The sequence below is a fragment of the Microbacterium algihabitans genome, assembly GCF_032464975.1.
GTDB classification, from domain to species: Bacteria; Actinomycetota; Actinomycetes; order Actinomycetales; family Microbacteriaceae; genus Microbacterium; species Microbacterium algihabitans.
On sequence record NZ_JAWDIU010000006.1, the window covers coordinates 88,409 to 108,535 of the forward strand.

General features: G+C 72.1%; 19 protein-coding genes. 8 read left to right on the top strand and 11 right to left on the bottom strand.

What is annotated here, in order from left to right:
* Positions 1 to 47: 47 nt before the first annotated feature.
* Together RWH43_RS14975 and RWH43_RS14980 are read right to left on the bottom strand one after the other, a co-directional pair.
* Positions 48 to 1,073, bottom strand: coding sequence for a LacI family DNA-binding transcriptional regulator (locus tag RWH43_RS14975; protein ID WP_144834181.1), 1,026 nt, complete (start codon positions 1,071 to 1,073; stop codon positions 48 to 50).
* 177 nt (positions 1,074 to 1,250) lie between these two features.
* Entirely contained in the window at positions 1,251 to 2,573 is a 1,323-nt protein-coding gene (locus tag RWH43_RS14980) for a M20/M25/M40 family metallo-hydrolase (protein ID WP_316001848.1), read from the bottom strand.
* A gap of 81 nt (positions 2,574 to 2,654) precedes the next feature.
* Here RWH43_RS14980 and RWH43_RS14985 point away from each other — a divergent pair, with 81 nt between their 5' ends.
* Complete coding sequence (locus RWH43_RS14985; RefSeq protein ID WP_144834177.1) at positions 2,655 to 3,638, top strand: Gfo/Idh/MocA family protein; 984 nt, start codon at positions 2,655 to 2,657, stop codon at positions 3,636 to 3,638.
* Positions 3,639 to 3,685: 47 nt separating this feature from the next.
* Positions 3,686 to 4,546 (top strand): NYN domain-containing protein, encoded by an 861-nt coding sequence (locus RWH43_RS14990; RefSeq protein WP_144834176.1) that lies wholly within the window; start codon positions 3,686 to 3,688, stop codon positions 4,544 to 4,546.
* A 36-nt stretch (positions 4,547 to 4,582) separates the two neighbouring features.
* On the opposite strand, the gene RWH43_RS14995 is transcribed toward RWH43_RS14990, so the two are convergent.
* Positions 4,583 to 5,209, bottom strand: coding sequence for a hypothetical protein (locus RWH43_RS14995; RefSeq protein ID WP_144834175.1), 627 nt, complete (start codon positions 5,207 to 5,209; stop codon positions 4,583 to 4,585).
* Between the two features lie 4 nt (positions 5,210 to 5,213).
* A complete protein-coding gene (locus RWH43_RS15000) occupies positions 5,214 to 6,758 on the bottom strand; it encodes an ATP-dependent DNA ligase (RefSeq protein WP_144834173.1) in 1,545 nt (514 codons plus the stop codon).
* A gap of 182 nt (positions 6,759 to 6,940) precedes the next feature.
* On the opposite strand from RWH43_RS15000, the gene RWH43_RS15005 reads away from it, so the two are divergent.
* Positions 6,941 to 8,593: a RecQ family ATP-dependent DNA helicase gene (locus tag RWH43_RS15005; RefSeq protein ID WP_144834171.1), complete on the top strand. Its 1,653-nt coding sequence runs from the start codon at positions 6,941 to 6,943 to the stop codon at positions 8,591 to 8,593.
* A gap of 35 nt (positions 8,594 to 8,628) precedes the next feature.
* On the opposite strand, the gene RWH43_RS15010 is transcribed toward RWH43_RS15005, so the two are convergent.
* The 6 genes from RWH43_RS15010 to RWH43_RS15035 all read right to left on the bottom strand — a co-directional run bounded on the left by RWH43_RS15010 (position 8,629) and on the right by RWH43_RS15035 (position 15,421).
* Positions 8,629 to 9,036: a DoxX family protein gene (locus tag RWH43_RS15010; RefSeq protein ID WP_316001849.1), complete on the bottom strand. Its 408-nt coding sequence runs from the start codon at positions 9,034 to 9,036 to the stop codon at positions 8,629 to 8,631.
* Positions 9,037 to 9,074: 38 nt separating this feature from the next.
* Positions 9,075 to 9,683, bottom strand: a complete 609-nt coding sequence (locus RWH43_RS15015) for a DUF1349 domain-containing protein (protein WP_316001850.1) — start codon at positions 9,681 to 9,683, stop codon at positions 9,075 to 9,077.
* Positions 9,684 to 9,756: 73 nt separating this feature from the next.
* Positions 9,757 to 10,533, bottom strand: a complete 777-nt coding sequence (locus RWH43_RS15020; protein ID WP_316001851.1) for an LLM class flavin-dependent oxidoreductase — start codon at positions 10,531 to 10,533, stop codon at positions 9,757 to 9,759.
* Positions 10,530 to 11,411 (bottom strand): LLM class flavin-dependent oxidoreductase, encoded by an 882-nt coding sequence (locus RWH43_RS15025; RefSeq protein WP_144834163.1) that lies wholly within the window; start codon positions 11,409 to 11,411, stop codon positions 10,530 to 10,532. The genes RWH43_RS15020 and RWH43_RS15025 overlap by 4 nt, the downstream gene beginning before the upstream one ends.
* 566 nt (positions 11,412 to 11,977) lie before the next feature.
* Complete coding sequence (locus tag RWH43_RS15030) at positions 11,978 to 14,503, bottom strand: ATP-dependent Clp protease ATP-binding subunit (protein WP_316001852.1); 2,526 nt, start codon at positions 14,501 to 14,503, stop codon at positions 11,978 to 11,980.
* A gap of 87 nt (positions 14,504 to 14,590) precedes the next feature.
* Positions 14,591 to 15,421 carry a hypothetical protein gene (locus tag RWH43_RS15035; RefSeq protein ID WP_144834160.1) on the bottom strand — a complete coding sequence of 277 codons (831 nt, stop codon included), beginning with the start codon at positions 15,419 to 15,421 and terminating at the stop codon, positions 14,591 to 14,593.
* Between the two features lie 80 nt (positions 15,422 to 15,501).
* On the opposite strand from RWH43_RS15035, the gene RWH43_RS15040 reads away from it, so the two are divergent.
* From RWH43_RS15040 to RWH43_RS15055, 4 genes are all read left to right on the top strand, one after another.
* Positions 15,502 to 16,335 carry an EI24 domain-containing protein gene (locus RWH43_RS15040; protein WP_316001853.1) on the top strand — a complete coding sequence of 278 codons (834 nt, stop codon included), beginning with the start codon at positions 15,502 to 15,504 and terminating at the stop codon, positions 16,333 to 16,335.
* Between the two features lie 24 nt (positions 16,336 to 16,359).
* Positions 16,360 to 16,509, top strand: coding sequence for a hypothetical protein (locus tag RWH43_RS15045; protein ID WP_013585971.1), 150 nt, complete (start codon positions 16,360 to 16,362; stop codon positions 16,507 to 16,509).
* Positions 16,510 to 16,564: 55 nt separating this feature from the next.
* Positions 16,565 to 17,668 (top strand): class I SAM-dependent methyltransferase, encoded by a 1,104-nt coding sequence (locus RWH43_RS15050; RefSeq protein WP_316001854.1) that lies wholly within the window; start codon positions 16,565 to 16,567, stop codon positions 17,666 to 17,668.
* A gap of 66 nt (positions 17,669 to 17,734) precedes the next feature.
* Positions 17,735 to 18,307 (top strand): hypothetical protein, encoded by a 573-nt coding sequence (locus RWH43_RS15055; RefSeq protein WP_154097540.1) that lies wholly within the window; start codon positions 17,735 to 17,737, stop codon positions 18,305 to 18,307.
* A gap of 13 nt (positions 18,308 to 18,320) precedes the next feature.
* Here the strand turns inward: RWH43_RS15055 and RWH43_RS15060 are convergent, their stop codons facing one another.
* A complete protein-coding gene (locus RWH43_RS15060) occupies positions 18,321 to 18,785 on the bottom strand; it encodes a DUF3817 domain-containing protein (RefSeq protein WP_316001855.1) in 465 nt (154 codons plus the stop codon).
* A 313-nt stretch (positions 18,786 to 19,098) separates the two neighbouring features.
* Here RWH43_RS15060 and RWH43_RS15065 point away from each other — a divergent pair, with 313 nt between their 5' ends.
* Positions 19,099 to 20,124 (top strand): FUSC family protein, encoded by a 1,026-nt coding sequence (locus RWH43_RS15065; protein ID WP_144834151.1) that lies wholly within the window; start codon positions 19,099 to 19,101, stop codon positions 20,122 to 20,124.
* Positions 20,125 to 20,127: the final 3 nt, after the last annotated feature.

Genomic DNA, 20,127 nt, shown 5'->3' on the forward strand with positions numbered 1-20,127 from the left:
AAGTCCCGGCGCGTCGCGGAGGCGTCCGTTGCCGAAACGTGACGAACTCAGCGCGAAGGCGGAGCGGTCGACGAACGAACGATGAGACGCAGATGATCGGGTTCCGAGGGCCCGACGGCATCCGACGACTCCCCCAACCTGGTCAGCAGATCGGTGATCGCGCGGGCGCCGATGCCCGCGAAGTCCTGGCGCACCGTCGTCAACGGCGGCCACAGGTGGGCGGATTCGGGCACGTCGTCGAACCCGACGACCGAAATGTCCTCGGGCACCGAGCGACCTATGGCCCGCACGGCATGCATCAACCCGAGCGCCATATGGTCGTTGCCCGCGAACACCGCCGTGGCGTCTTCGGTGCGCAACAGCTCGAGTCCCGCCTCGAAGCCGAACTGCGCGGTCCAGTCGCCCAGCACCGGCGGCCGCGGCGTCAGGTCGTTCGCGTCCATCTCGGCGAGATACCCGCGCATCCGGTGATCGGCCTCGACCCAGTCCCGGGGGCCGGCGATGTGCAGGATGCGCGAGTGCCCGAGCTCGATGAGATGGCGCACGGCGGCGCGGGCGCCCGCGGTCTGGTCGTTGTGCGAACTCGAGGTCCCCGTCGAGGCCACGATCTGCACCGGGACGGGGAGCTTCAGCTCATCGAGGATCGGCACCACGCGCGTCTGCGGGGCGACGGCGATCAGCCCCTCGACCGACTGCTGCATGAGGTGGTCGATCGAGGCGCGCACGTCGTCGGCGGCGCTTGTGGCCAGGTTGGTGAGGGTGAGTCGGTAGCCCGCTGCCCGAGCGACCGACTCGATCGCCTGCACCATCGCCGAGGTGCCGTGCGTGGTCATGCGCGGGCCGAGCACGCCGATCAGGCGCGACCGGTTCGTCGCCAATGCCCGGGCGGCCTGGTTGGGCACGAACTTCAGTTCGGCGATCGCCGAGCGCACCTTCGCGGCCGTCTCAGGCCGCAGCTGCGGGCTGTTGTTGATCACCCGCGAGACGGTCTGGTACGACACACCCGCGAGCCGCGCGACGTCGCGGATGCTGGGGGCCTTGCCCGTGGCATCCGGGGTCTCGGTGTCGCTCATGTCCGCCTCGTTGCGGGTCGCGCGCTGTTGCGTGACCGGTCACACGACAATAGCGGACCACGCTCTGTTCGCTCGATCGCGAGTGGGGCGGGCCCGTTCGTCGCTCTTCGCCCGTTCGCCCTGCTGCTCAGCGCACCGCGCCGCGGCGGAGGCGCACCTTCGCCGCGGGCGCCCCCGTCACGACTCGAGGAGGGCTCGATAGAACCGGATGCCGCGGAGCCACACCTCGACGCGGATGCGTTCGTCGGGCGCGTGCAGAGCGTCGCGTTCGGCGCGCGTGAGGTGGAAGGGCGCGAAGCGGTACACCGCGTCGGTGAGACCCGTGTAGAACCGGCTGTCGCTGGCCCCCAACTGCAGATACGGCAACGGCACCACGTCGTCGCCGAGGGTCGCCGAGACCGTGCGCGAGAGGCGGCGCCACGCCTCGCCCCGCCACGGCGACACCGGAGAGGGATCGTTGCCCTGGCGCAGTTCGATGTCGACGAGCGGATCGGCCACCGCACGGCGCAGGTGCACCGAGACGTCGGCGAGCGTCTCCCCCGTCAGCAGGCGCACGTTCACGCTCGCGCGGGCGGTGGTGGCCAGCACGTTCTCGCCCGCCGAGCCCTCGAGCCGCGTCACCACGGCCGTCGTGCGCACGAGGGCGTTCGTCTCGGGTCCGAGGTGCGCGAGGGCGGCCGTCACCAGCGGGGCCGACACCGCGGTGCGGCGGAAGAGCGTCGCCAGCGGCTCGTCGGTGTGGGCCGCCGCGGTGCCGAGCATCGCCCGCACCGGAGCGGTCAGGCGCCGCGGGAACGGCCGTCGACGCAGGCGGTCGATCGCGCGGGCGAGCCGAGCGGTGGCGGGCAGGCGCGGCGGGGTCGAGGCATGTCCTCCGGCTTCGCGGGTGACGAGGTCGAAGGTCGCGACCCCGCGCTCGGCGACGCCGATCATCGCGGTCGGAGCGGCGACCCCGGGCACGGCACCCTCGACGACGGCGCCCCCCTCGTCGAGCACGAGAGCGGGGGCGACCCCGCGTTCGGCCAGCTCCGCGGCCATGGCCCGAGCCCCGGTGCCGTGGGTCTCCTCGTCATGGCCGAACGCGAGCCACACGTCGGTGCGCGGGGTCACCCCGTCGGCGAGCGCCTGCTCGACCGCCTCGAGGATCGCCACCAGGGCCCCCTTGTCGTCGATCGCACCGCGGGCGTGGATCTCGGCATCCGGACCTTCCCCCACCACCTCGGCGGCGAAGGGCGGATGCCGCCAGGGCTGGCCGTCGACCGGGACGACGTCCTGGTGCGCGAGCAGCAGGAGTGGCGCCTCGGGGCTGTCGCCGCGCCAGCGGTACAGCAACGAGCGGCCGGCCACGACTTCGCGCTCGAGGCATTCGTGGACCAGCGGGTACAGGCGAGCGAGTGCTGCGTGGAAGCGTTCGAAGGCGTCGTCGTCGACCTCGGCGGGATCGACGCGCGAGACGGTGGGGATCGACAGCAACTCGCGGAAGCGCTCGACGGGCGTCATGACCCGAGCCTAGAGGCGACTCGTATGCGCATCCCGGCTCGATCGACCGCGATGTCGGTGGGCGCCGATACGGTGGAACCCATGACCGGACTGCACTGGGGCATCCTCGCAACGGGCGGCATCGCGCACGCCTTCACCTCCGACCTGCGTACCGCGGGCCTCGACGTCGCCGCCGTCGGCTCGCGCAGCCTCGACAACGCGCGCGCCTTCGCCGAGAAGTACGACATCCCGCACGCGCACGGCTCGTACGAAGAGCTCGTCGCCGACCCCGACGTCGACATCGTCTACATCGCGACCCCGCACCCCGGTCACGTCGACAACGCCCTGCTGGCCCTCGAGCACGGGAAGCACGTGCTCGTCGAGAAGCCCTTCACCCTCAACCAGGCCGAGGCCGCGGCCATCCGCGACGCGGCCGCAGCGAAGGGGCTGCTCGCGATGGAGGCCATGTGGACGCGGTACCTGCCGCACATGGTGCGCATCCGCGAGATCATCGCCGCCGGCACCCTCGGTGAGCTGCGCGTGGTGTCGGCCGATCACACGCAGAAGATCTCGACCGACCCCGCCCACCGCCTCAACGACCTCGCCCTCGGCGGCGGAGCGCTTCTCGACCTGGGCATCTACCCCCTCTCGTTCGCCGTCGACGTGTTGGGCCTGCCCGAGCGCATCACCGCCGTCGCCCGCCTGTCCGACGCGGGCAGCGACGCCGAGGTCGCCACCGCGATGGTGCACCCCGGCGGAACCGTCTCGACCACCGTGTCGTCGTCGCGCGGCGCCGGCGCGAACACCGCGCAGATCGTCGGCACCGAAGCCCGCATCGAGATCGACCGCGTCTGGTACACCCCCACCTCGTTCCGCGTGACGCTGCCTTCGAACGAGGTCGCCGAGGAGTACACGAGCGAGGTCGAGGGCCGCGGTATGCAGTACCAGGCGCTGGCCGCCGAGCGCCTCGTCGCCGCCGGGGTCGGATCCAACGACATCCTGCCCATCGACGAGACCGTCGCGATCATGGGCGTCCTCGACGAGGTGCGCCGGCAGATCGGCGTCGTCTACCCCACCGAGCGCTGAGCCCGCGAGGCGTTCCGCAACCGTTCGCGACCGACCAGACTGGACCCATGCCCGATACGCAGACCGCCCGCGTCGCCGTCTACCTCGACTTCGACAACATCGTGATGTCGTGGTACGACCGCGTCCACGGGCGAAACGCCTACTCGCGCGATCGGCAGAAGATCGCCGAGAACCCCCTCGACCCCGAGATCGCGGAGCGCCTCACCAAGGCGACCATCGATGTGGGAGCCGTCATCGACTACGCGGCCTCGTTCGGCACCCTGGTTCTCACGCGCGCCTACGCCGACTGGTCGTCGCCGGTCAACGCGGAGTACCGCTCGCAGCTGGTCGCCCGCGCGGTCGATCTCGTGCAGCTCTTCCCCGCGGCGGCATATGCCAAGAACGGCGCCGACATCCGCCTCGCCGTGGATGCCGTCGAAGACATGTTCCGCCTGCCCGATCTCACGCACGTCGTGATCGTCGCGGGCGACAGCGACTACGTCCCGCTCGCCCAGCGGTGCAAGCGCCTCGGCCGTTACGTCGTGGGCGTGGGAGTGGCGGGGTCGACCGCGAAGTCGCTGGCCGCGGCCTGCGACCGCTTCGACGCGTACGACTCGCTGCCGGGCATTCCGAAGCTCTCCGAGACGAAGAAAGACAGCACCCCCTCGCGCCCGCGCGCCCGCAAGCGCTCGAAAGACCCCGCCGTCGACCTTCTCGATCGCGCGATGCAGCTCGAGGCCGAGCGCGCCGACGGCGAGTGGCTGCACGCCTCCGCGGTGAAAGACCTCATGAAGCGGCTCGACCCCTCGTTCAGCGAGAAGGCACTCGGGTTCCGCAGCTTCTCGGACTTCCTCAAGGCGCAGACGGATCATGTCGAGGTCGACGAGGAGTCGAACGTCGTGCAGGTCAAGGCGCTGACGCGCGGCTGACCTGCCGTTGTTGCGCTGACGTTCGCGGTCGGTGGGTCAGCGGCGCTCGGCGCCGGGGGCCACGTGCGCCAGCACGCGCTCCCACACGGTCGTCAGAGTGACATGGTTGTTGACCGAGGTGATCTCGGCATCCGGAACGACTTCGGCCTCGGCTGACCGCATGCGTTCGACGTACCAGTTCGCGTCGGCGACGTCGGCCGGGCCGTCGCCCCCGACGACCACCAGCACCTCGGCGGCGAGGTCGTCGAGCAACGGCGTGCGGAGGTCGCGGCTGAGCGGATCGTTGGGACTGGGCACACCGACGATCGCGAGGCGGTCGACGACCTCCCCCAGAGCCGCGGCGAGGTAGATCGCGATGGCCCCGGCCGATCGCTCTCCGACGAGGCCCACGGTGACGCCCGGTGCTTCACGGGCGACGAGTTCGCGCAGCGCCTCGACGGTCAGCCCGGCGGGCGTCTGGCCGCCGAAGACCGGCGGGTCTTCGAGCTCGGGGGCGTCGAGCCCGACCGCCACCACCCGCACGTCGAATCCCGAGGTGACGCTCGCATCGGGATCGGTCGTGGACACGTCGCCGGTGCGCAGGACGAACACGGCGCGCGGTGCGCCCGGCGTTCCGAAACTGCGGTAGCCGAGCTCGCCGTCGAGCCAAGGCGCCAGACTCATCGCGTCATCCCTCCGTCGCAGCGCCGCCGCCGGGCAGCAGCGCGCGAAGCGTGTCGATCGTGTCGGCCTCGGCCGCGGTCTTGTCCGAACGGTAGGTCTTCACGCGGGCGAAGCGCAGCGCCACGCCGCCGGGGTAGCGCACGGATCGCTGCACGCCGTCGATCGCGATCTCGACGACGGTGTCGGGGACGACGCGGATGCCACCGGGAACCTCCCCCGTCTCGCGCTCGCTGAAGTGCGCGGTCTGCCAGATCAGCAGCTCGTCGGTCAGCCCCTTGAAGGTCTTGCCGACCATGACGAATCCGCCGGGATCGCCGAAGACGCCGTCGGGATCGCGTGCCCCCAGGTGGAGGTTCGAGAACCAGCCCGCGCGGCGGCCGGAGCCACGTTCGACCCCCAGCACGACGAGGTCGAACATGTGCACGGGCTTGACCTTCAGCCAGCTCTTGCCGCGGCGGCCGGCCGTGTACGCGGCATCCAGCCCCTTCACCATGACGCCTTCGTGGCCTGCGGAGAGCGCATCGCGGGCGAACGTCTCGGCCTGCTCGGCGTCGTCGGTGAGGATCGCCGGGATGCGCCATTCGGCGGCGATCCGCTCGAGCTCATCGAGGCGTGCGGACAGGGGCTCGTCGACGAGGTCGCGGCCGTCGACGTGGAGGATGTCGAAGAACCACGGACGCAACGCGATGGCCCGCGCGGTCTCGGCGCCGAAGCGCGCCATGGTGTCTTGGAAGGGACGCGGCCCGCCGTCTTCGTCGAGCGAGAGGGTCTCGCCGTCGAGGATCACGTCGTCGACGGGCAGCGAGAGCGCGGCCTCGACGATCTCGGGCACCCGGTGCGTGACGTCGGCGAGAGTGCGGGTGAACACGCGCACAGCGTCGCCGTGGCGGTGCACCTGAACGCGGGCACCGTCGAGCTTGTACTCGACTGAGGCGCGCCCCGCGACCTCGAGCGCCTCGCGGACCGAGGTCGCCGTCGAGGCGAGCATCGGCTGCACGCCGCGCAGCACGATGAGTCCCACCGCGGCCAGGTCGTCGTCGCTCCCGGTCAGAGCGACGCGGGCCGTGGCTCCGAGATCGCCCGAGAGCATCGCGGCCCGTCGTACGGCCGTGCCGTCGCGGTCGGCGGCTCGGGCGACGGCATCCAGCAGCACGCCTTCGAGGGCGCCGGTGCGCAGCTCGCCCGTCATGATGCGGATGAGCAGGTTCCACTCCCCCGCCGTCGCGCGCTGGGCGAGCTCGTCGAGGAGGCTCGTGCGTGCCGCCGCGGAGCCCGACCCGCCGATCCCGGTGAGGCGCGAGAACGTCTCGTCGACATCGGCGACCGTCAGCGACGGGGTCTCGGCGTGCTCCCCGCCGCGCGCCGAGAGGGTGCGCCAGCCGACGCCGAGTCGCCCCTGTCGGGGGGATGCCGTGAGCAGCCCGATCGCGGGCTCGATCTCGTCGGGCGCGAGGCCGCGGAGCACCGTGGCGAGAGCCTCGATCTTGGCGAGGCGCGAACGCGTGTTCGTCACCGCCGCGAGGGCCGTCTCGATCTCTACGAAGAGCATGGCGGCATCCTGTCAGCACCCTCCGACGTCGATGACGCGGTTGCGTCAGCGCCCCTCGAATGCCTAGGGGCCGACCTTCTGTCGGGGCGCGGAGCTGATCACACGTCGGTGCGGCTCGCAACCCCCGCGGCAATGTCGGAGGTCTGAGGTGTGCTGGGGACCTCCCCCAGGAATGAGGCCTTGTGAACGCTCCCGCCACTCTCGAACAGTCCGCCCGCACCGCCCGCGAGGTCTTCGGGTGGGACGACCTGCTCCCGGGTCAAGCGGAGGCGATCGATGCGGTCATCGGCGGGCGCGACACCCTCGTGGTCTTCCCCACCGGCGCGGGCAAGTCGGCGGTGTACCAGATCGCCGGCTGCGAGTTGGGCGGGGTCACCGTCGTGATCTCGCCGCTGCTGGCCCTGCAGCGCGATCAGATCGACTCAATCGATGCCGCTCCCGACGCTCCGGCGGCGGTCGCCCTGAACTCGCGGACCAGCGCGGCGGGCAAGAAGCGCGCGTGGGCCGCGATCGAGGGCCCCGATGCGGTCTACGCGTTCCTCGCTCCCGAACAGCTCGCGAACACCGAGGTGTTCGACCGGCTCGCGAAGGCCGACGTACGCCTGGTCGTCGTCGACGAGGCGCACTGCGTGTCGGCGTGGGGGCACGACTTCCGGCCCGACTACGCGCGCATCGGCGACGCCGTGGAGGCGCTGGGGCATCCCCCGATCCTGGCCCTGACGGCCACGGCATCCGCCCCCGTCCGCGACGACATCGTGGCGAGCCTCGGCATGCGCGAACCGCACCTCGAGGTCCGCGGAATGGACCGCCCCGAGATCCACATGGCGGTGCGCCGCCACGAGCACGACCTCGACAAGCGCCGCGCGGTGCTCGCCGATGTTCAGGATGCCGGCGGCCCGGCGCTGCTGTACGTGGCGACGCGCAAGGCAACCGACGCCTACGCCGACGAGCTCGTCGCCCTCGGAGTGCGCGCGGCGCCCTATCACGGGGCGATGGCGCAGAAGCGACGCGACGAGGTGCACGCGGCCTGGAGCGCGGGGGAGCTCGACGTGGTCGTGGCCACCTCGGCGTTCGGAATGGGCGTCGACAAGTCCGACGTGCGTCTGGTCGTGCACGCCGACGTCACCGAGTCGCTCGACTCGTACGCCCAGGAGATCGGTCGGGCGGCGCGCGACGGGCAGCCCGCCCGCGCAATCCTGCACTACCGCTCCGAGGACTTCTCGCTGCGCTCCTTCTTCGCCGGTGGGCACAGCAAGCGCGCCGACGTGGCCGGGGTGTGGGACGCCTTGGGCCGCGCGAAGACGCCGTTGCGGGCGAAGGCCATCGCCGAGGAGTCCGGCCGGTCGGTCCGCGCGATCGGACGCGTGCTGAACCAGCTCGTCACCTGCGGCTTCGCCGTCTCCGGCCCCGACGGGGTGTCGGCGGCGAAGAAGGCTTCCGCGGGAGACGCGGTCGCGGCCGTGCGCGAGCGCGATGAGGCGGAAGAGCGCATCCGCGCCTCGCGCATCGAGATCATGCGCGGCTACGCCGAGACCTCGCACTGTCGCCGCCGCGCGCTTCTCGAGTACTTCGGGGTCGAGACGCCGGATGAGTGCGGGTCGTGCGATCGCTGCGGCACCGGAACCACCGTGACCCCGAACGACGCCGAGCCCGCAGAGGCGGATGCCGACGGCATCCGGATCGACTCGACCGTGCAGCACGGCGAGTTCGGTGTCGGCACGGTCATGGGGATCGAGGCCGACCGGCTGACCGTGTTCTTCCCCGAGCATGGCTACAAGGTGCTCGCGCGCGCGGCCTTCGAAAGCGGCGTCATGGAGCTCGGCGCAGCGGCGTAATCGCGCGGCGGGCGGAACACGCGCGGGCGTTGGCGTCAGCGCTCGCGCGTCGCCCACCACGCCCACGCCACGAGCGGCACCTGCAGGAACAGGCGGAGGAACCGCGCGCGGTCGGTCTGCAGGCCGGGCGCCGCGCGGCCGGTGCGCCACTGGTGCACGTTGCCCGGGAACACCGCGACGAAGAACGCCGCGATCGCCGCGCCGATGCGCGACCTCTCGCGGGGCAGAGCGACGAGAGCGACGCCGAGGATCACCTCGACGGCTCCGGATGCCACGACGATGGCGTCTTTGTCGGTGCGCAGCAGTCGCGTGGCCCAGCTCGGGACGACGATCCGATAGCCCCGGCGGCCCCAGGTCACGTGGCTCACCCCCGCCCCGACCAGGAGGGCGGCGAGAGCTCCGCGGGCGACGGAGCGGACGGTGAGGCCTCGGCGGTGCGGCATCCGCCCAGTCTTCCACCGCCACCGGGGGTGGGGGTCCGTCAGCTCAGATCGCGAAGATCTGCGAGCGAGGTCCGCGCGTACGCGATCTCATCGAACGCCGCCGTGGCCCCGTCGCCGAGGGGCGCCTGCGCGAGGAACCCGATCGATACGGCGGCGGCGGCCACGTCGAGGCGGAAAAGCCGCACGAAATCCCAGGCGACCCCGTCGCGCGAGGAATGGAAGGCGAAAGCGGGCCCCCTCCGAGCGACGCGAAGGTACACCGCATCCGCGTCGAGGAGCGGGCCGTTCGCGTCGTCGGAAAATGCGTTCGTGACGACGCTGACGACCATCGCGGCGCTCTGCGGCGAATACTCGTTGCAGAGCTTCGCCCAACGATCGGGCCCGGCCCACACGGCAAGGGCCCCGGCGTCGAAAGTGGAGCGAGCACCGAGTACCCGCACCCGGGCCGACAGCACGAAATCGCCGTCGGGTGCGGAGAAGGCCAGCGCGGTCGCAGCGTGCTGCGCAGGGCCTCCGGTCGCGTCGTTGGTCCAGTCGACCCCGGCGCGAGCCGTGAGCTGAAGAGTCGCGGCGTCTTCGTCGTACGAGACGATGCCCTCGGTTCCGGTCCAGAACAGGGGCGGGAGTCCGGGAAGCGACGGCGTCATGAGTCGCACACTATCGGGCCGGTCTCGCCGGCGTCGCCGCCCGCCCTCGCCGGCGTCGCCGCCCGCCCTCGCCTCAGCCCGGCGTGGGAGCCGTGCGCCGCACGAACTCGAGATAAGCCTCGACCGTGTCGTTGGGAACAATCGCGCGCAGCACCACCTCGTCGGCCGCCCCGGTGTAGGCGTCGAGGGCGTCGTCGAGCTCGGAGGCGTCGCGAATCGTCGTGTCGATGGCATCCACCCCCATCCGCTCGAAGTTCGCGGCGTAATTGGGGAACGAGGCGTACCGGGCGGTCTCTTCGTCGAGGCGTTCGCGCGCCGCGGCGGCGATCGCCGTGCGCACGTAGACCGCCACGTGCGTCGCGGGAGCGAGGGAGTGGAGCTCGCTCGCCTGCTGTGCCGCCTCGACGGGCGGCACCCAGTTCAGCAGCACGCCCTCGGCGAGTTCCATCGCGGTACGGCGCATTTTGGGCCCGAGGGCTCCGACCAACACGCGTTCGATGCCCGCATCGTGCAGCTGCTCGACGGCCTCGCGGACGCGGGCGAGGGCTCCTTGGCGGGCCATGCCCGAGCCGATGCCGATCGTCAGCCGGTCGAGCGGGAGGCCCAGCGACGACACCTCCGCCGCGATCTCGGAGGCCGGTCGACGGTCGACGGGCACGACGCCCGTGGCCAGCCGTAGCCGGTCGGTGACACGGGCCGCGGCTGCGAGCGCCGCGAGGGCGTCGCCGTCGGGAGTGTCGTTGACCCACAGGGTGTGGAAGCCGGCTGTTTCGACGGCGGGGGCGATCGCCGCGATCGCATCGGGCCCGAGCGACCCCGCGACGCCGAGCGAGACGACACCGCGAGTCATGAGACGCCTCCCGCGTCGGGGACGGCGACCGCGACCTGGCCGACCGCCGAGAAGAAGGCGGCGAGATCGACGTCGTCGGTCGGCAGGAGCACGACGTCGTCGACTCCCGCAGCCTGGAAGCGGGCGACGCCCTCAGCGACTTCGGACACGGAGCCCGCGAGCACACGATCGGCGGCGTCTTCGCGGTCGGCGAGCACGGCGGTGGCGCGCTCGCGCGCGTCGGGACCGAACGCGGTGAGCACGTAGGCGACGATGTCGGCGCGGCCCTGGCGACCCGCTCCCGCCCGCGCGTCGTTCACGGTGCGCACCGCCGCTGCGATCTCGTCGACCGTGTGCCGGCTGTCGAGCACGACGCCGTCGGCCACCGCCCCCGCCAGCGCCAGCGTCTTCGGGCCCTCGGCTGCCGCATAGACGAGCGGAGCCTGGGCGGGCGGCCAATCGAGCGCGACGTCGCGAAGCTTCACGTACCGCCCCTCGGTGCTGACCGTTTCTCCGGCCAACAGAGCGCGCAGCGCCGGGAGTTGCTCTTGCATGAGCGTCAGCGGCGAGGCCGCCTTCGCCCCCACCTGGCGCATCCAGTCCTGCACCCCGTGGCCGAAACCAGGAAGGAGTCGTCCGGGGAACATGCGCTCGATCGTCGCGACCTCCATCGCCGAGGCGGCGACGTTGCGAAGCGGGAGCGGTGCGATGCCCACGCCGATGCGCAGATGGTCGGTGACGGCGAGCGCCGCGGCAGCGGCCGCCCACGCCGACGAGCGGAAGCAGTCCTCCCACAGCCACAGTTCCTCGACCCCGGCGTCTTCTGCCGCTCGCGCGGCGTCGCGCAGCTCTTCGGGCGGGTGCGGGTACGGGCTGAAGATCGTGCCGATACGACTCATGCTCCTACTCTGCCTCGAACCTCCGACATCGGGGCAGGGGTGGCGCAGGGCACCGCCCGAGTTCCCCCGTCCCGCGGACCGGACCCCCGACACACCGCGCACACCCCACCGGATCACGGCGCGCCGCCCACGGCATCCGCACGACGGCACCCCTCAACGCCCGCGCCGGGCGAAGCCCCGTCCCGCGGACCGGACCCCCGACACACCGCGCACACCCCACCGAATCACGGCGCGCCGCCCACGGCATCCGCACGACGGCACACCCCGACGCCCGCGCCGGGCGAAGCCCCGTCCCGCGGACCGGACCCCCGACACACCGCGCACACCCCACCGAACCACGGCGCGCCGCCCACGGCATCCGCACGATGGCACCCCGCAGCGCCCGCGCCGGGCGAACCCCCGTCCCGCGGACCGGACCCCCGACACACCGCGCACACCCCACCGAATCACGGCGCGCCGCCCACGGCATCCGCACGACGGCACCCCGCAACGCCCGCGCCCGCCGCCGCCCGCACACACGACGACGCCCCGGCACCGCAGCACCGGGGGCGTCGAAAAGCGACTCGTCAGGCGGCGAGCGCCGTGATGACGGGCATGACCGTGAAACCGGATGCCGTGGCATCCACCGTCACCGTTCCCCCGTCGACGAGGTCGCCGGCGACGAACAGATCGGCGATGCGGTCGTCGACCTCACGCTGGATGACCCGGCGCAGCGGCCGCGCCCCGTACTCGGGCTCGTAGCCGACCTCGGCGAGGCGGTCGATCGCGGCATCCGTCACCTCGAGGGTCACCTCGCGGGAGGCGAGGCGGCGCGAGCTCGCGTTCAGCAGCAGACGCACGATCTGGCGCAGCTGCGTCTTCTCGAGCTTGCGGAACAGCACGATGTCGTCGATGCGGTTGAGGAATTCGGGCCGCATCGCCTCGCGGAGCTTGCCCATCACGCGGTCGCGCAGGTCGTCGTCGGCGAACTCGCGGCCCGTGGTGGTGAAGCCGATCGCGCCGGCGCGCGACGCGAGCACCTCGGCGCCCAGGTTCGAGGTCATCACGATGACGGTGTTGCGGAAGTCGACCGTGCGCCCCTGTCCGTCGGTCAGACGACCGTCGTCGAGCACCTGCAGCAGCAGGGTGAACACGTCGGGGTGCGCCTTCTCGATCTCGTCGAACAGCACGACCGCGTAGGGGTTGCGGCGCACGCGCTCGGTGAGCTGGCCGGCCTCGTCGTAGCCGACGTATCCCGGAGGGGCGCCGATCAGGCGCGACACGGTGTGGCGCTCGCCGAACTCGCTCATGTCGAAGCGGATCACAGCGCCGTCGTCGTCGAAGAGCGACCCCGCCAGGGCCTTGGCCAGCTCGGTCTTGCCGACGCCGGTGGGGCCGAGGAACAGGAACGAACCGACCGGACGGTTCTCGTCGCCCATGCCCGTGCGGTTGCGCCGCACGGCCTTGGCGACGGCGGCGACCGCGTCGTCCTGACCGATCACGCGGGCGTGCAGCTCGGTCTCGAGCTCGGCCAGGCGCCCCCGCTCGGTGGCGGTGAGGCGTGCGACGGGGATGCCGGTGGCCCGGCTGATCACCGCGGCGATCTCGGGCTCGTCGACGACGGCGGCGCCACGCGGCGCGCTGGTGGCGTCGTCGAGCCGCGCCTGCACCGCGGCGATCTCGTCGCGCAGGCGCGAGGCCTCTTCGTAGTGCTCGGCCGAGACGGCGGCGTTCTTGTCTGCCTCCAGCGTCGCGAGACGCTCGAGCAGCGACGACGTGTCCACGCTCACACCGAGGCGCAGGCGCAGGCGCGCTCCGGCCTGGTCGATCAGGTCGATGGCCTTGTCGGGCAGCACGCGGTCGCTCAGGTAGCGGTCGCTCAGCTCCACCGCGGCGCGCAGGGCGTCGTCGGTGTAGGTGACGGCGTGGTGCTCCTCGTACGCAGAGCGCAGGCCGCGCAGGATCTCCACGGCATCCGGCAGCGAGGGCTCCCCCACGCGCACGGGCTGCAGGCGCCGCTCGAGGGCGGGGTCCTTCTCGATCGTGCGGTACTCGCGCAGCGTCGTCGCTCCGATCAGGTGCACGTCGCCACGGGCGAGGCGCGGCTTGAGGATGTTGCCGGCATCCATCGACCCGTCACCGCTCCCACCGGCACCGACGAGGGTGTGAACCTCGTCGATGAAGACGACGAGCTTGTCGGATGCCGCGATCTCATCCATCGTCTGGGTGAGGCGTTCTTCGAAGTCGCCGCGGTAGCGCGCCCCGGCGAGCATCGCGGCCAGGTCGATCGAGACCACGCGGGTGTCGCGGAGCTGCTCAGGAACCTCGTTCGCGACGATCGCACGGGCCAGGCCTTCGACGACGGCGGTCTTGCCGACGCCGGCCTCGCCGATGAGCACGGGGTTGTTCTTCGTGCGACGGCTCAGGATCTCGATCGTCTGCTCGATCTCGTCGGCGCGGCCGATCACGGGGTCGAGTTCGCCCGCCGCGGCGCGAGCGGTGAGGTCGGTGCCGAAACGGTCGAGGTTCGGGGTGACGGATGCCGACTCCCCGGCCATCTCGTCGGACTCGCCGCCCATGACGGTGTCGCGCACACCCTGGGTCAGGGCCTCGGCGGTGACGCCCGCCTGCGCGAGGATCTGCCCGGCGGGGGCGTCCTGCGCGAGCACGAGGGCGAAGAACAGGTGGTCGGGGTCGACGTATGTCGAGCCCGCGGCGCGCGCGACCTGGAAAGCGTGGAACAGCGCACGCTGCACGGAGCCGGCGACGACGGCGCCGTCGACGTTCGCGGGCGAACCCGCGGCAGGCAGGCGGCTCTCCGCGGCGCGGGCGATCGCGGCAGGGTCGGCACCCAGGCGCGCGACGGCGTCCTTGGCGGGCGAGCGGCCGACGAGCACGTGCAGCACGTGCAGGGCGTCGAGTTCGCGCTGGCCGCGACCGAGGGCGTAGCGGCCGGCCTCTTGCAGGGCCTCCTGCGTGCGGGCGCTGAGGAAGCGGCTCAGATCGATGGACCGTTCGGCACGTGCCTGCTCGCCCGCGAGGTAGCGCGCGAGGAACTCGTCGAACGACTGGGCGCCGTCTTCCCCGGCGCCGGGGGTGAAGTCTTCGGGCAATTCCGTCTCCTGTGATACGTGAGTGCGGTTCGCTCAAGTTTGCATCTTGAGCGCCGTCGTATCAACTTCAACGCGAGGCCGCCTCGGCTATTCCCGCAGGCTCGGATCCGGCTGGTTCCACAGCTCGATGGTCTGGATGAGCCAGAACACCGCGAACAGCGCGAGCGCCACCGCCTCGCCCACGAACACGACGGGGAAGCCTCTCTCGTCCACCCCGAGCACGACCCCGGCAACGAGCAGCGCGAGCGTCAGGAGGATGGCCGCCGCCACGACGCCGTAGGCGGTCCGCACGCCCCGACGGGGAGCACCGCGTGGTTGCGGGCGCCACGCGGCGAGCGCGGCGACACCCGCGATCGCGAGGAAGAACGCCACGGCCGCGACCTCGTGCGCGGCGGCGAGGAACGATTCGGGAGCCGCCGTCCCCCAGGTCGCCAGGGCAGCCGTCAGCGCGAGCACGATCCCGGCCGTGAGGAACACGCCTGGCGTCGCCGTGCCCTGCACCCGTGCGAGGACGATCGCCGCCACGACCCCGACCACCACGATGACCGCCACCGAGACCGCGTTGTTCGCCACCGTCGCTTGCACCTCGGGCGGCACGCAGCGCGCGACGCTCGGGCAGACGCCCGCGGCCACCGTCGTCGGCACGTAGGCCACCACCAGCGCCAGCACGGCCGCGATGTCGAGGAGCCCCTGCTCGAGACTGCGCCCCGACAGCGCGAGCAACGCGAGGGCGATGGCGGTCAGCGCTCCGATGAAGACCGGCCCCGCGGGCGTGTAGTACGCGGCGCTGACGGAGGGCAGCACTCCCCCGCCCGCGATCTGCACGCCCACCCCGACCGCGAGGAACACGGTGGCCCCGATGATCGCCAGGCGCACGTAGCGGTAGGTGCGCTGGGTCGACGTGGTGCGGATGCGCATACCGGCATCCTGCCAGGGGCCTCCGACACCGGCGCGACCCGGTTCCGGACGATGTCGGAAGTCGGTGACAGACTTCCCGCATGCGCGAATTCCTCACCGGGGCAGGGCTCCTGCTCCGCGGGCTCGGTCAGTGGCGTCGCACGCCCGGGGCGATGGCGCTCGGCCTCATCCCCGGCACGCTCGTGGGCCTCGTCTTCGCGGGAGCGCTCATCGGGTGGGGTCTCGTGCTCCCCGGGCTCGTCGACGACTGGACCCCATTCGCCGACACGTGGGCCCCGTTCTGGGCGACGACCGTGCGCACCGCCATCGGGGTCGCCTCGTTCGGCGCCGCGCTGCTGATCGTCGTGGTGTCGTTCACCGCCGTCACCCTCGCGGTGGGCGAGCCGTTCTACGACCGCATCTGGCGCGCCACCGAGCGCAGCGTCACCGGCACCGTTCCCGACGCCGACTACGGCTTCTGGCGCGCCGTGGGCGACAGCGTGCGCCTCATCCTGCGCGGCATCCTCGCGGCGCTGCTCGCGTGGGTGATCGGGCTCATCCCCTTCGTCGGCGGCGTCCTGGGCTTCGTCACCGGTGTCGCGCTGACCGGCTGGCTCCTGGCCGACGAGCTCACCTCGCGCTCGCTCTCGGCGCGCGGTCTCGATCGACGCGCCCGGCGCGCGATCGTCAAAGACCACCGCGCCCGGGCCCTCGGCTTCGGCGTGGCGACCCAGCTGTGTTTCCTCGTGCCCCTCGGGGCCGTCGCCGTCATGCCGGCCGCCGTGGCCGGCAGCACGCTGTGGACGCTCTCGGCGCTCGGTGGCCCCGTCCGGTCCGGCGCCGGCCCAGCGGCATCCGGAACAGACCCTGGGGAACACCCCGCCGCCGCCACGCCGCCCCCGCCCGCGGACCGGAGCGCCGACGCGGCACGATAGCCTGGAGCGACCGAAGGGAACCCCATGTTCATCGTCTCGCTCATCCTGTTCGTCGGCGGCATGCTGCTCACCGGACTGTCGTTCTCGCTCGCCGCACCCGCGCTGTTCTTCGCGCTCGGCATCATCCTCGTCTCGGCCTCGCTGGCCCTGCCGTTCCACTTCGGCACCCGGTAAACCCGCACCGCCCGATGACGGGCACGTTCGAAGCACGGCCCGGTAGCGTGGCACGGTGCCCTTCTCGTTCGATGCTCTCCGCCGCAGACCCGATCTCGAAGGGCCCGACCTCGTCGCGGTCGACGCAGCCGATCGGCTGATCCTCGACGAATCCGCTGACGACCGCGCCCGCCTCGGCGAGGGAGAACTCGTCGTGATCGGCGATTCCTTCGGCGCTCTCACCCTGGGCGCGGCGGATGCCGGAGCGCGCGGCATCCGCGTGCATCAAGACGAGATCCTCGGCGAAGAGGCGCTCCGCGCCAACGCGGTCGAGGCGGATCTCCACGACGCCTTCACCTCGCACGCCCTCGACGCGTCGCTGCTCTCCGGCGCCCGCGTCGTGCTGCTGCGCCTGCCCCGATCCCTGCGCGCCCTCGCCGACATCGCGGGCCTGATCGCCCTGCACGCGCACCCCGACGTCGTCGTGTACGCCGGCGGACGCCTCAAGCACATGACCGTGACCATGAACGACGTGCTGCGCGAAAGGTTCGACCGCCTCGACGTCAGCCACGCGCGGCAGAAGTCCCGCGTGCTGATCGCGCGCGGTCCGCGCGACGGCGTCGAACCCGAACCGGATGCCGCGGAGGTCGACGGCATCCGGATCCGAGCTTTCGGCGGCGCCTTCGCCGGCGCCTCGATCGACATCGGCACGCGCCTGCTCCTGGCGCACCTCCCCGCTCCCCGCGATGGCCGTGCGATCGACCTCGCCTGCGGAACCGGGGTCGTCGCCGCTGCCCTGGCCGTGCGGCATCCGTCGCTCGAGGTCATCGCGTGCGATCAGTCGGCCATCGCCGTCGCGTCGGCCCGCGCCACCGCCGGAGCCAACGGCGTCGCCGACCGCGTGCAGGTCGTGCGCGACGACATGATGCGATCGCAGCCGGATGCCACGGCGTCGCTCATCGCGCTGAATCCGCCCTTCCACTCGGGGGCCGCGGTCACCGACCAGCTCGCTCCGCGCATGTTCGCCGACGCCGCCCGCGTGCTCGCCCCCGGCGGGGAGCTGTGGACCGTGTGGAACTCCGCCCTGCAGTACCGGCCCGCCCTCGAACGCCTGGTCGGATCGACCCGTCAGGTCGCGCGCGATCGCAAGTTCACGGTGACGGTGTCGACGAAGCGCTGACGCAAGCCATGGCCGCGCGGCCCGCCCGGGCGTAGATTTCCCTCGACCGCAACGAAGGGGGCGAGCATGGGCGTGCGCACGATCTCCGCGTCGCTCGGCGCCCTTGCCCTCGCCGCCATCACGACGGCGGCACTGCTCGCCGCGTCTCCGGCGCCGACGCCGCCCGCTGCCGGACCCGACGACCCCTTCGCCGCGAGCGTGGCGACCGCGCTGCTGGCGGACTGCTCGAGCATCACCGGGAAAGCACGCGAATACGCCCGCATCCATTCGATCGATCTCTGCGGCGCCGACATCACGCCCGATGATCAGCCCCTGCGCACCGAAGCGGTCGGCGGCGAGGAATGCGGCAGCGTGACCCTGACGATGGAGAGCCGCGGCGGAGGCTTGGCGGCCATCGACTGGCGTGCGACCTCGACCACCGGGCCGATCGAGCGGATCGACATCGACGTCTGGTATTCGAGCCGCAACGGGGGTGCGATGCACCGCTTCAGCGACGCGACGCCCACCCTGCACGCGAGCGGCGGCGCGGTCGAGCTACTCGACACGGGGGTCGCCGGGGCGACGGTGTCGGGCACCGTCCAGACCTTCACCGCGACGTGCCGCATCGCGCCGTCGGCGGTGCGCATCCACGTGCGGTGAGCTCGAGACGGACTCAGCCCTTGCCGCCCGGCGGGCCCACGATCAGCAGCACGACGAACACGAGCGCCACGGCGGCGACCAACGCGAGGGCGAGCGCCCAAGGACGCCGCAGGAAGAAGCGCAGCAGTCGGTCGAGGGGCCGCTGATCGCGCGGGTCGTCGGTGGCGTCGAGACGCCAGTCTCCCCGCAGGCGCCCGGTGCGGTGCAGCCAGATCTCGGTCGGAACGGTCGCGTAGGGGATCACCGCGCTGGCCACGGCCACCACGGCGGGGCCGACACCCCAGCGCTGGTTGAGGGCGACGAGCACGGCGGTGGCGCCGTAGGCCAAGAAGACGAAGCCGTGGATCGAGCCGCCGATGCTCACGGCGAGCGGCAGATCAGCGATCGCGCGCAGGATCAGGCCGCCGATGAGCAGCGTCCACGAGATCGCCTCGGCGATCGCGAGCGTGCGGAACAGGGTCAGGGGCGTGCGGAACACGTCTCTCCTCGCGAGTCGGGGGCTTCCAGCCTACGGACGCCGCTGACGGCGCCCGTGCGCTCCCCTCGACGTCGAGAGGTCACTCGATCGGCTGATCGTCCTTGTCGAGGGAGTCGTCGGAGCGGTCGGCCTCGGCCGCGGTGGTGGTGTCGGGCTCGGGGCCGGGCTCGATCGGCCCCTTCTCGCGTTCGGCGTCCATGCCCCCAGCCCAGCAGATCGGGCGACGGATGCCACCTCCTTGACGCCGCGGCATCCGTCACCCTCTCCCCCGGAGCGGACGGGAGAGCGAACACGCGAAGCGTAGGCTGGTGGGGTGGCGGAATCCCGGGGGCGCGTGTGGACCGGGGTGATCCGGGTCGGACCCCGTCAGGGAGACCACCGGGTCGCGGTGCGCGCCGTTCTCAGCGTCGGTGTGCCGCTCATCGTGCTGCTGCTGATCGGCCGCCTCGACCTCAGCGTGTACGCCAGCTTCGGCGCGTTCGCGGCGCTCTACGGTCGCACCGACCAGCCGCGTCCGCGCGTGATCATGCAGGCGACGGCGGGCGCGATCCTGGTCTCGTCCATGCTGATCGGCACCGTCGTGTCGGCGCTGTCGAGCCCGGCCGTCGTGGGCGTCGTGGTCGTGGCGGCGATCGCTGCGACCGTGACCCTCTTCGCCTACCGCTCGCAGTGGCATCCGCCCGGAGCGCTCTTCGCGGTGTTCGCCGGCGGTGCGACGGCGAGTCTTCCGGCCGGCTGGCCGTCGCTGCTGCTCGTGTTGTTCGTCGGCGGCGCGAGCGTCGCGTGGAGCATCATCGTCACCGTCGCCTTCGTGCTCGCCCGCCGAGGATCGTGGGCGCGCCCCACCCGCCCCCGACCGTCGATCGGCCCGGTCGCGTGGGAGATGACCGCCACCGTCGGCGTCGCCGCCCTGCTCGCAGGTCTCGCGGGGGCCCTGCTCGTGGGCACTCATTGGTACTGGGCCATGGTCGGTGCGGTCGCGGCGGTCGGCGGCGCGCACGTGACGGCGCGGCTCATCCGCGGAGCCCAGCGACTGCTCGGGACCCTGCTGGGCGTGCTGATCGCGGCGGGACTGCTCGCGCTGCACCTCCCGCCGTGGCTCACGATCCTCGTCGCCGTGGCGTTCCAGGCGTTGTCGGAGCTGTTCGTGGGCCGCAACTACGGCATCGCGATGGTCTTCATCACCCCGCTCGCCCTGCTGATGATCTCGCTGGCCTCGCCCGCGACGCCCGAGATGCTGCTGCGCGACCGCGTGATCGAGACGATCATCGGCGTCGCGGTCGGCACCGTCGTCGCGATCGTGTCGGCGGCGCTGCGCCGGCGCACCGCGAGAGGATGACCG

Coding starts and splice junctions, on each gene's coding strand:
- RWH43_RS14975 (WP_144834181.1), bottom strand. CDS start 1,073: ATGAGCGACACCGAGACCCCGGATGCCACGGGCAAGGCCCCCAGCATC.
- RWH43_RS14980 (WP_316001848.1), bottom strand. CDS start 2,573: ATGACGCCCGTCGAGCGCTTCCGCGAGTTGCTGTCGATCCCCACCGTC.
- RWH43_RS14985 (WP_144834177.1), top strand. CDS start 2,655: ATGACCGGACTGCACTGGGGCATCCTCGCAACGGGCGGCATCGCGCAC.
- RWH43_RS14990 (WP_144834176.1), top strand. CDS start 3,686: ATGCCCGATACGCAGACCGCCCGCGTCGCCGTCTACCTCGACTTCGAC.
- RWH43_RS14995 (WP_144834175.1), bottom strand. CDS start 5,209: ATGAGTCTGGCGCCTTGGCTCGACGGCGAGCTCGGCTACCGCAGTTTC.
- RWH43_RS15000 (WP_144834173.1), bottom strand. CDS start 6,758: ATGCTCTTCGTAGAGATCGAGACGGCCCTCGCGGCGGTGACGAACACG.
- RWH43_RS15010 (WP_316001849.1), bottom strand. CDS start 9,036: ATGCCGCACCGCCGAGGCCTCACCGTCCGCTCCGTCGCCCGCGGAGCT.
- RWH43_RS15015 (WP_316001850.1), bottom strand. CDS start 9,683: ATGACGCCGTCGCTTCCCGGACTCCCGCCCCTGTTCTGGACCGGAACC.
- RWH43_RS15020 (WP_316001851.1), bottom strand. CDS start 10,533: ATGACTCGCGGTGTCGTCTCGCTCGGCGTCGCGGGGTCGCTCGGGCCC.
- RWH43_RS15025 (WP_144834163.1), bottom strand. CDS start 11,411: ATGAGTCGTATCGGCACGATCTTCAGCCCGTACCCGCACCCGCCCGAA.
- RWH43_RS15035 (WP_144834160.1), bottom strand. CDS start 15,421: ATGCGCATCCGCACCACGTCGACCCAGCGCACCTACCGCTACGTGCGC.
- RWH43_RS15040 (WP_316001853.1), top strand. CDS start 15,502: ATGCGCGAATTCCTCACCGGGGCAGGGCTCCTGCTCCGCGGGCTCGGT.
- RWH43_RS15045 (WP_013585971.1), top strand. CDS start 16,360: ATGTTCATCGTCTCGCTCATCCTGTTCGTCGGCGGCATGCTGCTCACC.
- RWH43_RS15055 (WP_154097540.1), top strand. CDS start 17,735: ATGGGCGTGCGCACGATCTCCGCGTCGCTCGGCGCCCTTGCCCTCGCC.